Raw genomic sequence first — 12,996 nt, forward strand, 5'->3', positions numbered from 1 at the left:
GACCCAAAGTGGTGAGTCATCACCAATTTATAATCGAGAGGAATAGCAATGGAGTTGATATCAGTAAGCGCATTAGAGATCCGCTTTGATAACCGTCCTGACGATGATGTTCTTTTAGTCATTGACGAGCTGGTCAATGTGCTCCGAACCGTGCCGGGCTGCATGAACTATTCAACAATTGCGCTAAACAAAAATTTCAGCTCGATGATCATAAGCGGTTTCTGGAATGATCAGAAACATATGATAGATCATTTTTCAAGCTCTAGTTTCATAGCGCTGACGGAGTGCTTGACATCCAATTGCCGAAGCATCTCCTTTAGGTCCTTATTTATGGAAACCGATATGTGGGGTCAACATGCAGAACCTTGAGAAAATCTTGCTGGAAGCAGACCTGCATAGCCTGATCACTTTTTTGGTGGTATATCGTGAGGGAGGTGTAACAAGAGCTTCTGAACGTTTGGGGGTGAAGCAGCCAGCAATCAGTAACACTATAGCCAAGCTTCGCAAACGATTTGGCGACGAGCTATTTCTGGGAAGGCGCGCTTGGATACCAACTAAGCGGGCCGACCAGCTCGCTATCACTCTAGAGCCTGCATTCCATACCTTGCAGGAAGCGCTTGCTACACTGGATGCACAGCACACTGGATAGCGCTATTCACTAAGCATATCAAACGCCACTTTGCAGACAATTTCAGCTTCTGAAAAACGGGGACGAAAAAAACTATGGCCTAACGGCCATAGTAAAGGGAGGTTTTTATTCCACCCCAAGGAACCAAGAGGCCATTACGTGCTATTTGAAGACGCAATGAAAAAATAGATTTTGGAAAAAAGCCGCCTGCAGGCAAGCGGCAACACCAAAGGGGCAAATGAAGGACACTCGGCTGTTACAAAGAGGGGTACCGGGCCTCACTTCATCGAGAGTCACAATAATGGAAAGCCTCTAACCTGTGAAATCGAACCTACTAATAGTGACTATCGATACGCCAGTTAACCTACTCGATAAATACCTTCCTACAAACAAGGCGCAGGGTTAACCTTAGAAGTTGGTGATGAAAAATATGGAGCAGAGCTCATTAGCTGCTTCGCCGCCTGAGCGTCATGGACGGTGATTCTCCGAATCGCTGTTTATATTCAGCGGAAAATCGACCGAGATGAGTAAATCCCCATTTCAATGCCGTGGACGACACCTCCCCCCCAAAGAGCTGCTTGGTTTCGAGTTCAACACGAACGCGTTGCAAGCGAATTTCCTTTAGCCATTGCATAGGCGATAGCCCACGATAACGTTGAAAGCTCAGCTGAACTGTTCGAGCAGTCACGCCAGCGTGCCTTGCAATTTGGGAGATCGTGAGCGCCTCTTGCGCATGCTCTTCCATGAACTCCTCAATCATCCGAACAACCGCAGGGATTACTTTCTTTTCGGCCGACTCACGCAGCGCCTGGCTGTGGTTACTTTCATGAAATTCGAGCAAAGATGAGGCCAGCACCTCACCAATTTGGCTTTCTAGATACGATGAAGGTAATGACTTGGACGATAACTGGCTGTAAGCCCAGCCCAATGTCTGCAGCCAATTCTGACCAGCGGAAGTATCCGTGGGCAAGTGCGGCTGAAAGTAAATGTCTTGCTTGATACTCCTCCCCAGCTGACGTTGTAGTATGGTTTCCAGCAGCGTTCGGTCTATGCGCACGAGCAGCTTGTCAGTGCCAGGGAAATGGTTGAAGAAGGAGTGCTGGTGGTAGTTGAAAACAGTGGCATGTCCCGGGTTGCAGGTGAGGCGCAACTGATCACTGATCACGTGCTCATGTCCGGTGAGGACCGACTGGACCAGTACGATGTCATCCAGCTTCCCTGGATGGATCGCGACCTCTCCCCCAAAGGACATTCTGGCAACCCCAGCATCGCCAGCTGATCGATGAAAAAATCGAGCTTTGAAGTCAGCTCCCTTCTTCTCAAGCCGGTTCTTGCAGAACATCTGCTCACCGCACAGCACCGCCTGCTCTAGGTCGGACGACTCGCATACGCTGAAATCCGCTAGGACCTGATCAGGAGGTGTGAATGGATGGACATTGGGCCAGGCCATGGAACGCCCTCGGAAATGGCAATGACTTATACGAGCAACCTAGAACATAAGGGAGTTGAGAACAACGCCATGGCGACGATCTGTGTCGTCGCCATGCTTCGCCGTTATTCGTGCACGATGTGGTAGTTCAAGAAGCCGCTCGCATCGGTTTGGATGTCCTCAAGGGCTTGGTTGAGCAGGTCCAATGTGTAGGGGCGAGGTGCCCACTGATTGGTGTCGAGCAAACCCGCTCTGATCAACGCCATCAACTCCTGAGCTTCAGTCGTGGTGAACCATAGGGAGCCGATGTACTGAAGCTGAGTGCACATGAACGGGTGTGGATCGATCGGAATAGGCCCGCTTACACCGCCGATCTGTACGATTTTTCCTCCCGACGTGACGGCGCTCATGGAAGAAACAGAAAGCTCCGCAGGAGCCTTCGCGCCAAGCGTATCAACGACTGCATCAACTCCGAACGGAGCCATTTCACGAATGCTTGGGTTCAAATCGGTACTCGTGATCTGCAGGGTGCGAATGCGCTTTGGCGCCAGTTGGCGAAGTCGTTCGAGCACAGCCCCATCTCGTGCTGCCACAATGATGTCCGTCACGCCCATCGCCACTGCGGCAAGGGTCGCACCGATACCCAAGGTTCCAGAGGCACCCAGTACCAGCAAGCTCTTACCTGGTGTGAGTTCGAGCTTTTTCAACGCAGAGTAAGCGGTACCTAGGTATCCAAGACGCGTGGCTACTGCAAACGGCAAGTCATCTGCCAACGTGATCAGGTTACGTGCAGGTGCTCGGAGATACTGGGCGTACCCTGCATGGCGATACTCGCGGAATACCTCTTTCGATGACGGGCTAAATCCGAAATAGCCCATGAAGGTGTAGCTAGCACACCGCGTCGGAAGCCCGGCCAGGCACTGTTTGCAGCTACCGCAACTCAGTCCTGGATTGACATAGACCCGATCACCTTCCTTGAAATTCTTCACAGAGCGGCCAACCGATACCACGGTGCCAGCGGCGTCCAACCCGAACACAGCAGGCAGCTCAGGTAGAGGTAAAAACGGGTACCACTCAGGGAAATTTGTGACGACGTTACGTAGATTCGGGATAACGCCACAGACGGCAGTTTTGATCAGGACGTCATGCTCTCCAACAAGAGGAAGCGGAATTTCGTCCACGGTAAATTTGCCACCCACTTCGTGGAGGCGAGCAGCCAACATCGTACCTGGCATGAAGCTAACCCTCTTTTTTTCGTTGTCAGGGCTGTAGGGCTCTTGCAAGCCATTGAGGTGTGACCGGCACATCGGCCACATCTCCAATTATCCGCTCGACTTCCAACTTGACTATCCAAGTCGGGTAGACGCTATCCAGATAACGAAATTATTTGACGCCGCTCGATGGCGGTTGAAGGGGTGCGGCCAGATCTTGGGCCAACTGACGCAGCCAGCTAATAGCCGCGTCAGAATCGTCCCTCGGATGCCAAGCCATCACGAGATGGAAAGGCTCGCTTTCAAATGGCAACTCAAACGTCTCGATGGCATCGTTCTGGGATTGAATAAGCATGCGAGGCATCGTACAGACCAAGTCCGTCGACATCAGAATCCCTGGAACCATCCCAGCGGTCGGCACGGTGAGGTAGATCCTTCGGCTCATGCCGGAGGAGCGTAAATACTCATCCATATAGCCCCTAAAGCTCTCCCGCTCTGGCGATACGACAAGATGATCGAGCTCACAGTACCCATCCAGGGTAAGAGGCTCGCCGCCACGAGGGTGCCCTTTGCGCTGCGCCATAACGAACTCATCGGTCCCCAACGTTGTGCATTTGATCCCCGGCGGAACGCCGCGGCTTGAGTCGATCAGCAGATCGAAAACACCTTCCTCCATTTGCTTTCCAATGAGTCCAGGATCAACGGCATTGAGCGAGACCTGAATTTGGGTACCAGCGTGCTTGCTGATCGAGGCAATCAACGGCTGACAGATGTTGCTCAAGGCGGTATCACAGGCGGCTATCCGGAAGACTCTCTTGTCATTCCAAGGATCAAATCCCAGCTCACTTTGAATGACTGAACCGAGATTCTTCAATGCCGAGCGTAGAGGTCCCCGTAGCGCCATGGCCCGGGCGGTGGGGGTCATGCTCCGGCCTTTTTGAATCGGGACCAACAGCGGATCGCCCATCAGCTCGCGCAAGCGTGAAAGCTGCGCAGACATTGCCGGCTGGCTGATGTGAAGGCGTGAAGCTGCCTTAGTCACGTTCAACTCAGCCAGTAGCGTGTCCAGCGAAACCAAAAGGTTGAGATCAATACGCGACAGGTCCATAACCAATCCATCCCGATGATAGGTCGCATAACGATAAACAATTTCATGGATAGCTTCGCACGAATTTATTGTTCTGCAGACCTACGCTATTGGAAATGGACCATGACCAAACAGAGAGTACTGATCACGGCGGGAGCATCTGGTATCGGGTATGCGATCACTCTGGCGTTCAGCAATCGCGGAGCTGACATAACGGTAGTCGACATCGACTCTGACGCCTTGAACCGCCTTCAGTTAGAGCTTCCTGGTATTCGCACCACGGTGTGCGATGTAGCTGATCGCAGCAGCCTTGAACACAGCATTCCAAGCCTCATCGAAGCCATGGGTGGTTTAGATGTGCTCGTCAACAATGCCGGAGTATCCGGGCCCACTGCCCCCATTGAGCAACTTGATCCCAATGAGTGGGATCAGGTCATGGAGATAAACCTCAATGGAACCTTCAACGTCACGCGCCTGGCTGTTCCTGCGCTCAAGCGTTCATCCCAGGCATCAATTATCAACATGTCTTCTGTTGCGGGGCGACTGGGCTATCCAGATCGATCCCCCTACTCAACCAGTAAATGGGGACTGATTGGTTTCACCAAAAGTCTCTCACGTGAGCTCGGCGCGTATGGTATTCGTGTCAACGCCATTCTGCCCGGGGCTGTCGAAGGTGAACGCTTCGAGAACGTGCTCAAAGGTAGGGCCAATCTCAGCGGCAATTCCGTGGAGGAAGAACGCAGCAAGGCGTTTTCTGTTCAGTCACTCCAACGCCTGGTGGACCCGAAGGACATTGCAGAACTAGCAGTCTTCCTCGCATCGGACGCAGGCAAGTCTATTTCAGGACAGCTTTTGCCAATCGACAACGACATGCAGCAGACAATGTGAGGTACGACCATGAGCATGCGCGAAAAACTGATTGGAACCTGGTTGCTCGAAACCTATACAGAATACCCGGTGGACGGATCCGAGCCCGTACATCCCTTCGGCGAACATCCTGAAGGCTTCATAATTTACACAGCAGATGGTTATATGTCGGCTCAGCTGAGCATGCCAAATCGGGCATCGTTTTTCTCGGGTGACTGGTTTGAAGGTACCGATGCGGAATACCGCGCCCAAGGGCTGTCGTACATCTCCTACTGCGGCCCCTTCAATGTGGACGAGCAATCGGGTCAGCTCACCCACACCATCGCAGTTTCAATGTTTCCGAACTGGATAGGCCAGGTGCAGCCGCGAACGGTGAAGCTTGCGGGAGATGTCTTGGAGCTTGGCAATAACAGTCAATATCGCTCTAGCGGACGTGCAGTAAACGCAAGGATTCGTTGGCGTAGGGCAAAGTCGCCATTCCCCCATCGACCGCTAATGGAGCGGGGATGACTCACAGTCCGAAGTAGTTTAAACGATCTCCCCACCACAGAAGTGGAATGCTAGTATGCGCCATCATGTATATGGATACAGGCGTTTAAAATGGAAGACGCATATGGCAAGCCGCCCCTCCTCCGCGTCGCAAAAAAAGCCGCTTCAGCCCAACCTAAGGAGAAAGGCCGCAATGGCGACTTGGGGGCAGGAGACCAACGCTTGTTGTGGGGGCGCGCTGCTGGTAGGTGCCAACGATGTAACAAGGATGTCAGCCGTGACCGCCTAAGCTGGAGAGCCTACAACCTTTCGGAGAATGCTCACATCACCGCCTCCTCCGTCAATGGCACTCGCGGAACGAAGGAGAAATCTGCAGCTCTGGCTGACAAACTGGAGAATCACCTCCTGCTGTGCCGCGATTGCCACAAGATCGTTGATGACAAACGTCGGGGAGAGGTGCTCTTTCCCACAGAGTGGCTGCTCAAGCTGAAGCACGACCAAGAGGCATTGGTACAACGCCTCATGGAACTCGCCAAAAAACCACAAAGTGTGGCTGTCTATATCAGTGCCGCCGTGGGGCAAACGCGACTGCAACCGCTCGTAATCGATGACATCAACATGGCAATCGTGGACGCCGGTCTCGTCCCCGCGCTTAACCACCCCATCCACATCGACCTGCTCGACCTCCTTGAAGTCGATAAGCTCGACAGCGATCCAGCGTTCTGGGCAATGGCGAGTAAGCTGACCCTGCGGAAGCTTGAAGCCAAGCTCCTTGAAGGGGCACACAAGAAACTTAGTGAGGTCGAGCACTTCAGTTTGTTTGGAATAGCGCCAATCCCCGTACTGGCCCTGCTGGGCAACCTCATCCCCGACACTCGCAAAGCCATGATCTACCAACCCATCTGGGACGAAATCAACCCAGGTCGGGAACCGCTTGGTCCCACGATCGATATCGATATTCATCAGTATGATCGAGACCCTGAGACCTGGTGCTGGCCAAAAGAACGCAGACAACCTGTGCCGGTCTTCAGTTACGTGCACTTGGCTGGTCCCGCTCAACAGCGGGGGGGCGATATTGCAGTGTTGTGCGAGCTGTCTTTCCCTACTCACCTCGATCTGGTCGAAGCAGCTCTTCCGGGAGCACCTGTTTACCATTTCACCGCGAGCGACGTCATCCCCGATATCGTTCAGGCCCCTGCTGACGTGAAAGCCTTCATGGCGGCATTCAGGCAACTGCTGAGCGTGCTTGAGCGTGATCATGGCCACAACGCGCATGTCCATGTATTCGGATCGCTGCCGGTTTCCTGTGCCATAGCGATGGGTCGAATTCAGGTCAAAGGAAGCCTTTCGATGACCATTCATAACCTGCAACGAAACCCTAACCGCTACGAACGCGGGCTGACCTTGCCATTCGAGGCCTGAGCATGAAGCTGGAAACCTTCACTCCGGTAGGACCGACTGATCAATCGGAGCAGATGCTGACTCAATTGGTCGATGCTTTGGAAATCCCGGCCAGCCGCTATGAGGCCGCTGAGCGAAGTTACAAGTCGGTAGGTCGCTGGCTCGATCGACCTGCCTCGCGGCTAGCGGGTCATACCACCACGATATTTCCTCAGGGCTCGTTTCGCCTAGGTACAGTCATCAAGCCACTCAATGACGCTGAGGACTATGACCTCGACATTGTTTGCGAAATCCAGGCATCCAAACTGGACTACACCCAAGAGGGGCTAAAGGGCCTACTAGGGCTCGAACTTGAAGATTATGCCCTCAGCCAGAGCATGGCACCCCCGGTCGAGGCGCGACGTTGCTGGACGCTGAACTACGCCGATGGCGCACAGTTCCATATGGATGTTTTGCCCGCCCTTCCGGATGGTGTCCGCCAACGGCAGTTGATCGAGTCGCTCGGGCACCAGAATGAATGGGCTGATCATGCCATGGCAATCACCGACCGCGAGCACGTAGAGTACCGGCGCCCTAGCGCCAACTGGCCTGGCAGCAATCCCAAAGGCTATTCGGAATGGTTTCGCTCCCGTATGGAAGAAGTGTTCAATGCCAAGCGACACGGCATGGCGCTAAAAGAACACGCATCGGTCGAAGAAATTCCTGAACACCGGGTTCGCACTCCATTGCAGGCCGCGGTAAAGCTGCTAAAACGACACCGCGACATTCGATTCAGTGAAGAACCTGATATTCGACCGATCTCGATCATTCTCACGACGTTGTCTGCCCATGCTTACCAACAAGAGGTAACCATTGGTGGTGCCCTCCAGGGCATCCTGACTCGGATGTCAGAGCATATCGAGATCCGCAACGGTGTCTATTGGATCGAGAATCCTACAGACCCCCGAGAGAATTTCGCGGACAAGTGGGAGGCGTCTCCTGAAAAAAAAGACGCCTTCTTTGACTGGTTGTCGATGGCACGAACCGACTTTGAAATCGCCATGCGCATGGATGATACTGACGACTTTATAGATGCACTGTCGCCGCGCATGGGACGCCAACTGGTAGAAGATGCCGTCACTCCATCAAAAGCCTCATCAGGCCTTAACCTGAGCTTGGCCAGGGGGCGGGTCAGCAGCAAAATACGCAAAATCCTAGATGCCCCCCATCGCAAGCCCCTGGCCTGGCCTGACTTGGCCAGAGGTAGCGTGCATATTTCTGAAATGACCGTCACTCGCAATGGCTACCAGCCCTACTCCCTAGGCAGTGATGCCGCCGCCCTGCCGAAGAATTCGAGCCTGGTTTTCCATGCGAAAACTAGCGTGGTCTATCCATACAAGGTCTATTGGCAAGTGGTTAATACAGGGGAGGATGCCAGCCGACGGCGGGCACTGCGTGGGGGGTTCGACGAGGGGGTAGTCCAAGCAGGGCGCCTTGAGAAACGCGAGAGCACATTGTATTCCGGTAGTCACAGCATGGAATGCTTGATCGTCAAGGACGGCTACTGTGTCGCGCGCAGCGGACCGTTCATTGTCAACATCCTCTAGCTCAACACTTAACAACCAAGAATATCTGTAGGAAGTGCTGCTGCGCTGCGGGAGTCATATTTTGTTCAGATTGATACATGTTCTCAAGCCCACAAATCAGGAATTTGTTGCGCCATCGACAGGAGGAGCAGCACCATTCAAGAGTGTCATTGTCGGCGGGAACGCTACAGGAAAGACCCGCTTTATCGTATCGCTGATTGAATCATTCCGCTTGCTCTCAGAAGCAAAAAACCAGCACGGAAAATTCAGTACGGTTAAGAAGAAAGGAGCTATCACCGAGCAGTTGCAGTTCAAGTACTACATCAACGGTGATTTGGTGGAGTGCGTCGCTGGCGACTTTGGCGTGGGCTTTACCATCGATGGAGAGGAAGGCTCTGCCTTTGATCTCCCCTTACCGTCACGACTTTTGGCCATCAGCTCCACCGTCAATGATAAGTTCCCCTATGCTGACTCAGACGAAGACGACTTTTATCGATACTGTGGTGTACGTGAGACGTCCAATGCGTCTTGGACGGCGACGCTTTCACGTCGCACAATCGAGAACCTACTTAACATCCCCTTAAGACACCATCACCACTCGCTTTATGAACTATTTAAATATCTAGGCATTTCGCCCACAATCGAAGTAACCTTTAGCCTTAAGAATCTCAAGGAGTTTCACGAGCTAGTGGCTGACCCGGGCCTTGTAGTGCTGGCCGCGCAAAGTTACTCAAGTAAAAGTTCCAGACTGCAAGTCCAAATGTTTCGTAGCTTCAGCTATGAAGATGCTGCTCGAGCATGCAGTGGCTTGGCCAACAAGAAGTTTACCGGCCGTAACAACAGCGTGACCATAGACCTCAACGATACCCTAGCCGATTACAGCGACCTTTATTTCGGAATTAATGTTTTTCGCCGTATCGGCATGATTTCAGATGTCGACTTGAATATACAGAAGCTTCATACACAAAAATCGTTTGGATTCGGTCACTCCAGCTCAGGGGAAGCCCAACTACTCTACACATTCTCCAGCCTTATCCGGCATGCGAGACCGAACTGCCTGATATTTATTGACGAGCCAGAGCTTAGCCTGCACCCAAGTTGGCAAATAAAATATGTGGCATTATTGAAGCGCGCACTTGCCTCATTCCCTGGCAGTCACGTTATCATCGCTACGCACTCACACTTTATCATATCGGATCTTGAGAAAGAAACCAGCTCACTTCACGTATTCGAGAACAAGGACGAACAGCTGTGCGTCAGAAACGTTGAATACTCAACATACGCATGGAGCGCCGACCACATCCTATATGATGTTTTTGATGTAAGAACCGTGGGAAACTTAGCTTTCGAAAGTGATCTTGCCGAAGCGCTGAAGTTAATCTCAAGTAAGCCGGAGGACCACATTCGGCTCTCGCAACTGAAGAAAAAGTTTGAGCGTTTAGTGTTTAACGAGTCAGACCCCCTCCACAGAGTCATCAAAAACATTACGGAGTTGGTCAATGCCAATCAGTGAATGGTATCTAAACATCACCGAATTACCGGCATTCGAAAAGTCGACAACTGACTACCTTGATGGATTGAAGCCACACAAGGCCAAGCAATGGGACTTACAGACTAATCAGATGAAGGCGTACAAAACCAGCCTTCTTGAGCAACTGCTTAAAATCCAGGATAACAGGTGTGTATACTGTGGCACCGGATTGATGCGACAGCTTGTAGACCGAGAGCATTTCGCGCACAAGGATCAAAAAGGCGGCTGGCCAGAGTTCATGTTCATCACCGAGAACCTTTTTGCAGCTTGTGGTTACTGCAATAGAATGCTAAAAGGCATTAAGCCAATGGTCAAGCGCTACAATAAAAACTACAGCGATTGTGAGTTTCATCTAATTCACCCTTATTTCGACATACCTACGAAAGAAATCGTCTTTGTCTCACGCGGCGGTAGCGATGCTATTTTTGTAGAACATATAACCCCAAAAGGAGAAGAAACGATTGCATTCTTCGAGCTGGACTCCACTATCGCTACCGCCAGGCGCGCAGGTTACATAACTGAAATTGCTATATACAATCAGCTATCAGCAGACAATGCAGCCGAAGTGAAAGCTATTTCACACTACAGGCCCGCCTAGCAATCAGTGCGGCAACAACATGCTCCGGCGAGGAGAGCCTGTTACAGGCCATCTGCCATTGACCTAGACGGAATCGGCGACAGCATGGTAATAATCGCCGCCGCGGTCCCAGCGTCGCCGCTCCTTCTTCACCAATTGTTGCATATCCTCAATGCGCAGAGTCAATACTGAGCTTCTGCGCTGTGCACTCTGCTCAGCGGATAGAATACGTTTTGGATCCTGCTTAGCTGCCTTATGACAAATGTCCAAGAAACTCTCTTCATCAGCTCGCGCTGAACGCATCATCCGCGCGCCGTCATCGAAAAACATATAGCGAATAGGATTCAGCCGCAGCAGATTACGCCATCGAGTATCCAGTGAGACGAAGAATGGGACATAGAAATCCCCAAATGCCTTCTGCGCAGCGAGCCGTTCAAGTAAGCGTAAATGAGCGATATCCCAAGCCATTCCGGTAACTTTCTTGAGCATTGTGCTCGGACTGCCCAACAACGGACCTAGGAATGGCGCTGGAGCCTTCGCGGATATGGCTTTCCAAATCAGGCTGAGCTCCGTCAATGGCGTAAAACCAAGTTCAAGGTTACAGAAATCAATCAGTTGTCCAAAAATCACTTCAGGATCACGATTAGGCACGCGCCAAAGCGCCGCTAACCTCAACAGTAACGTCTCGATGGCCAGTGCTGTTGCTTCGTGCCGTAGAAATTCGTCGGACGTTTCAAACTCACTAATTACATTTTCGACATCCGGGCGTAGCTTTTCCTTCAAGGTATCCAGGGACATGCCATCGACTTGAAAGGTGCGCGATCGTTGGTAAACAGCCCAATTTATATGGTCCAACACACGGAACGCCACCATCGTATCGACAGGCCGTGTATTACTCGGGCTTTCACGTGACAATCTCACATTTTCAAACAGGAAAGGCAGTATATCAAACTGCACCTGCTTATTTTTCGCCTTGATCATCAGCACGCTTTCAACATCAAGCAATTCTTTATCAGTACCTGCCGCCCCTCGATTGATCAATAGTTTCAATTTTTCAGCAAAATTAGAATCGAAGCTGAGCGAGTAATCAATATTAACGCTTGAACGGCCTGCTTGCAGCATCCCTTTTAAGGCGGTCATGGCCGAGATAAAAAAAGCGCGCGGACCAAGCAGAATAGGGAGGATACAATTATTGGAATCAACCCCCAAACTGAGCCCTAAATCTATGGCGCCGGGATGATCCGTGCAGATAATGGCCCTCAGCGCTGCACATTCTTTTGCGCGCTCCTCCAATAGAGTCCAATGCTCAGTTTTCCCAGATATCACAGCCTGATAGAACTCGTCAATCAAAGCAGTCGGCACGCTGCCCTCCACTTAGAGCTGATCAATTCACCACCGCCTGAGCGATACTCGTGTACGCGAATCTGTTACAAAGTAACATACAACTATATTGACTAATCAGGATAACTTGGGTCAAGTTCATTGCAACTGCTCATCAACTGGCAGCTATTAACCGGTACACGCGACGTGTCGGTATAAACGCGTGTAATTTGAAGCTGTCCGAAACGGTAGCTGCCAGGCACACCGGCGAAAGGATGGGTTTCTTGGTCATTCGGTAAGCCATCGTAAATCGTGGCCTGCTCTCCGAAAAGCGGCGTCAGCGTGACCTTAATACGCCCATTGTAGTTACATGAGACTTGGAGAATCACATGCTGATGGGAATTATCGCGATCGAAAGTCCTCGTCAGGGTGTCACCGCCTGCCCGCTTACACCGTCCTGGCCACAAGGTGACGCGGGTGCGCTCGAACCTCGCTGTATCAGCATTTTCTTGCAGTCCAAAGCGAAAATCTAGACGGGTGACGACCCCCTCCGCCATCGGCTTATCGAATACATGAGCCCAGATAGCGGTGGCACGGCGCTCGATCGTGGAGGAGAGCCAGCCCTGGTACACCTGCCACATGGCAGTCAGAGAGGCGGCTAGTAGAGCCAACCAAAGCTTGATCATATGCCTACGCCAAGTTCCGCCCTCAATCCTGGTACCGTCTGGGCTGGACTTGGAAATGGAGTTCTTCGGCCGCTTTGCCACTCTTCTCTCTTTGCATTCCCAGAAAGCATCAGAGCATACATCACCATCGGCGCGGCAAGATAAATGATCACTTAAGCTTCGCATTCTCGGGTAATTGGCGAGAACCGACGCCTTTGGAAAACCT

At 51.9% G+C, this 12,996-nt stretch carries 13 protein-coding genes; 8 read left to right on the forward strand and 5 right to left on the reverse strand.

Annotated elements, in window-relative coordinates; genetic code table 11:
* Positions 1-48 precede the first annotated feature (48 nt).
* Positions 49-369, forward strand: coding sequence for an antibiotic biosynthesis monooxygenase (locus tag APH42_RS30830; RefSeq protein ID WP_060493718.1), 321 nt, complete (start codon positions 49-51; stop codon positions 367-369).
* On the forward strand, positions 356-649 hold the full coding sequence (locus APH42_RS15850; RefSeq protein ID WP_060493719.1) for a LysR family transcriptional regulator: 294 nt from the start codon (positions 356-358) through the stop codon (positions 647-649). The genes APH42_RS30830 and APH42_RS15850 overlap by 14 nt, the downstream gene beginning before the upstream one ends.
* 424 nt (positions 650-1,073) lie before the next feature.
* On the opposite strand, the gene APH42_RS15855 is transcribed toward APH42_RS15850, so the two are convergent.
* The 3 genes from APH42_RS15855 to APH42_RS15865 form a co-directional block, all read right to left on the reverse strand.
* On the reverse strand, positions 1,074-2,078 hold the full coding sequence (locus APH42_RS15855; RefSeq protein WP_060493720.1) for an AraC family transcriptional regulator: 1,005 nt from the start codon (positions 2,076-2,078) through the stop codon (positions 1,074-1,076).
* Positions 2,079-2,182: 104 nt separating this feature from the next.
* Positions 2,183-3,292 (reverse strand): alcohol dehydrogenase catalytic domain-containing protein, encoded by a 1,110-nt coding sequence (locus tag APH42_RS15860; RefSeq protein ID WP_082421408.1) that lies wholly within the window; start codon positions 3,290-3,292, stop codon positions 2,183-2,185.
* A 148-nt stretch (positions 3,293-3,440) separates the two neighbouring features.
* Positions 3,441-4,376 carry a LysR family transcriptional regulator gene (locus APH42_RS15865; RefSeq protein ID WP_060493721.1) on the reverse strand — a complete coding sequence of 312 codons (936 nt, stop codon included), beginning with the start codon at positions 4,374-4,376 and terminating at the stop codon, positions 3,441-3,443.
* A gap of 102 nt (positions 4,377-4,478) precedes the next feature.
* On the opposite strand from APH42_RS15865, the gene APH42_RS15870 reads away from it, so the two are divergent.
* From APH42_RS15870 to APH42_RS15895, 6 genes are all read left to right on the forward strand, one after another.
* Positions 4,479-5,243 (forward strand): SDR family oxidoreductase, encoded by a 765-nt coding sequence (locus tag APH42_RS15870; RefSeq protein ID WP_060493722.1) that lies wholly within the window; start codon positions 4,479-4,481, stop codon positions 5,241-5,243.
* A 9-nt stretch (positions 5,244-5,252) separates the two neighbouring features.
* On the forward strand, positions 5,253-5,732 hold the full coding sequence (locus APH42_RS15875; protein ID WP_060493723.1) for a lipocalin-like domain-containing protein: 480 nt from the start codon (positions 5,253-5,255) through the stop codon (positions 5,730-5,732).
* Between the two features lie 90 nt (positions 5,733-5,822).
* Positions 5,823-7,133 carry an SAVED domain-containing protein gene (locus APH42_RS29875; RefSeq protein ID WP_156352782.1) on the forward strand — a complete coding sequence of 437 codons (1,311 nt, stop codon included), beginning with the start codon at positions 5,823-5,825 and terminating at the stop codon, positions 7,131-7,133.
* Positions 7,134-7,135: 2 nt separating this feature from the next.
* Positions 7,136-8,698 carry a nucleotidyltransferase gene (locus tag APH42_RS15885; protein WP_060493725.1) on the forward strand — a complete coding sequence of 521 codons (1,563 nt, stop codon included), beginning with the start codon at positions 7,136-7,138 and terminating at the stop codon, positions 8,696-8,698.
* Positions 8,699-8,759: 61 nt separating this feature from the next.
* Positions 8,760-10,190: an AAA family ATPase gene (locus tag APH42_RS15890; protein ID WP_060493726.1), complete on the forward strand. Its 1,431-nt coding sequence runs from the start codon at positions 8,760-8,762 to the stop codon at positions 10,188-10,190.
* Entirely contained in the window at positions 10,177-10,806 is a 630-nt protein-coding gene (locus APH42_RS15895) for an HNH endonuclease (RefSeq protein ID WP_060493727.1), read from the forward strand. Before APH42_RS15890 ends, APH42_RS15895 begins: the two co-directional genes overlap by 14 nt.
* A gap of 63 nt (positions 10,807-10,869) precedes the next feature.
* Here APH42_RS15895 and APH42_RS15900 read toward each other — a convergent pair whose 3' ends face one another.
* Both APH42_RS15900 and APH42_RS15905 read right to left on the reverse strand, forming a co-directional pair.
* Entirely contained in the window at positions 10,870-12,147 is a 1,278-nt protein-coding gene (locus APH42_RS15900; protein WP_060493728.1) for a hypothetical protein, read from the reverse strand.
* A 92-nt stretch (positions 12,148-12,239) separates the two neighbouring features.
* Positions 12,240-12,791 (reverse strand): hypothetical protein, encoded by a 552-nt coding sequence (locus APH42_RS15905; RefSeq protein ID WP_060493729.1) that lies wholly within the window; start codon positions 12,789-12,791, stop codon positions 12,240-12,242.
* Between the last annotated feature and the right edge of the window lie 205 nt (positions 12,792-12,996).

The sequence above is a fragment of the Pseudomonas sp. NBRC 111140 genome (assembly GCF_001320885.1).
Taxonomy (GTDB): domain Bacteria; phylum Pseudomonadota; class Gammaproteobacteria; order Pseudomonadales; family Pseudomonadaceae; genus Aquipseudomonas; species Aquipseudomonas putida_P.

What these genes read in the sequence shown, in the direction of transcription:
- APH42_RS30830 (WP_060493718.1), top strand. Translation starts at nt 49, where the DNA reads ATGGAGTTGATATCAGTAAGCGCATTAGAGATCCGCTTTGATAACCGT.
- APH42_RS15850 (WP_060493719.1), top strand. Translation starts at nt 356, where the DNA reads ATGCAGAACCTTGAGAAAATCTTGCTGGAAGCAGACCTGCATAGCCTG.
- APH42_RS15855 (WP_060493720.1), bottom strand. Translation starts at nt 2,078, where the DNA reads ATGGCCTGGCCCAATGTCCATCCATTCACACCTCCTGATCAGGTCCTA.
- APH42_RS15860 (WP_082421408.1), bottom strand. Translation starts at nt 3,292, where the DNA reads ATGCCAGGTACGATGTTGGCTGCTCGCCTCCACGAAGTGGGTGGCAAA.
- APH42_RS15865 (WP_060493721.1), bottom strand. Translation starts at nt 4,376, where the DNA reads ATGGACCTGTCGCGTATTGATCTCAACCTTTTGGTTTCGCTGGACACG.
- APH42_RS15870 (WP_060493722.1), top strand. Translation starts at nt 4,479, where the DNA reads ATGACCAAACAGAGAGTACTGATCACGGCGGGAGCATCTGGTATCGGG.
- APH42_RS15875 (WP_060493723.1), top strand. Translation starts at nt 5,253, where the DNA reads ATGAGCATGCGCGAAAAACTGATTGGAACCTGGTTGCTCGAAACCTAT.
- APH42_RS29875 (WP_156352782.1), top strand. Translation starts at nt 5,823, where the DNA reads ATGGAAGACGCATATGGCAAGCCGCCCCTCCTCCGCGTCGCAAAAAAA.
- APH42_RS15885 (WP_060493725.1), top strand. Translation starts at nt 7,136, where the DNA reads ATGAAGCTGGAAACCTTCACTCCGGTAGGACCGACTGATCAATCGGAG.
- APH42_RS15895 (WP_060493727.1), top strand. Translation starts at nt 10,177, where the DNA reads ATGCCAATCAGTGAATGGTATCTAAACATCACCGAATTACCGGCATTC.
- APH42_RS15905 (WP_060493729.1), bottom strand. Translation starts at nt 12,791, where the DNA reads ATGATCAAGCTTTGGTTGGCTCTACTAGCCGCCTCTCTGACTGCCATG.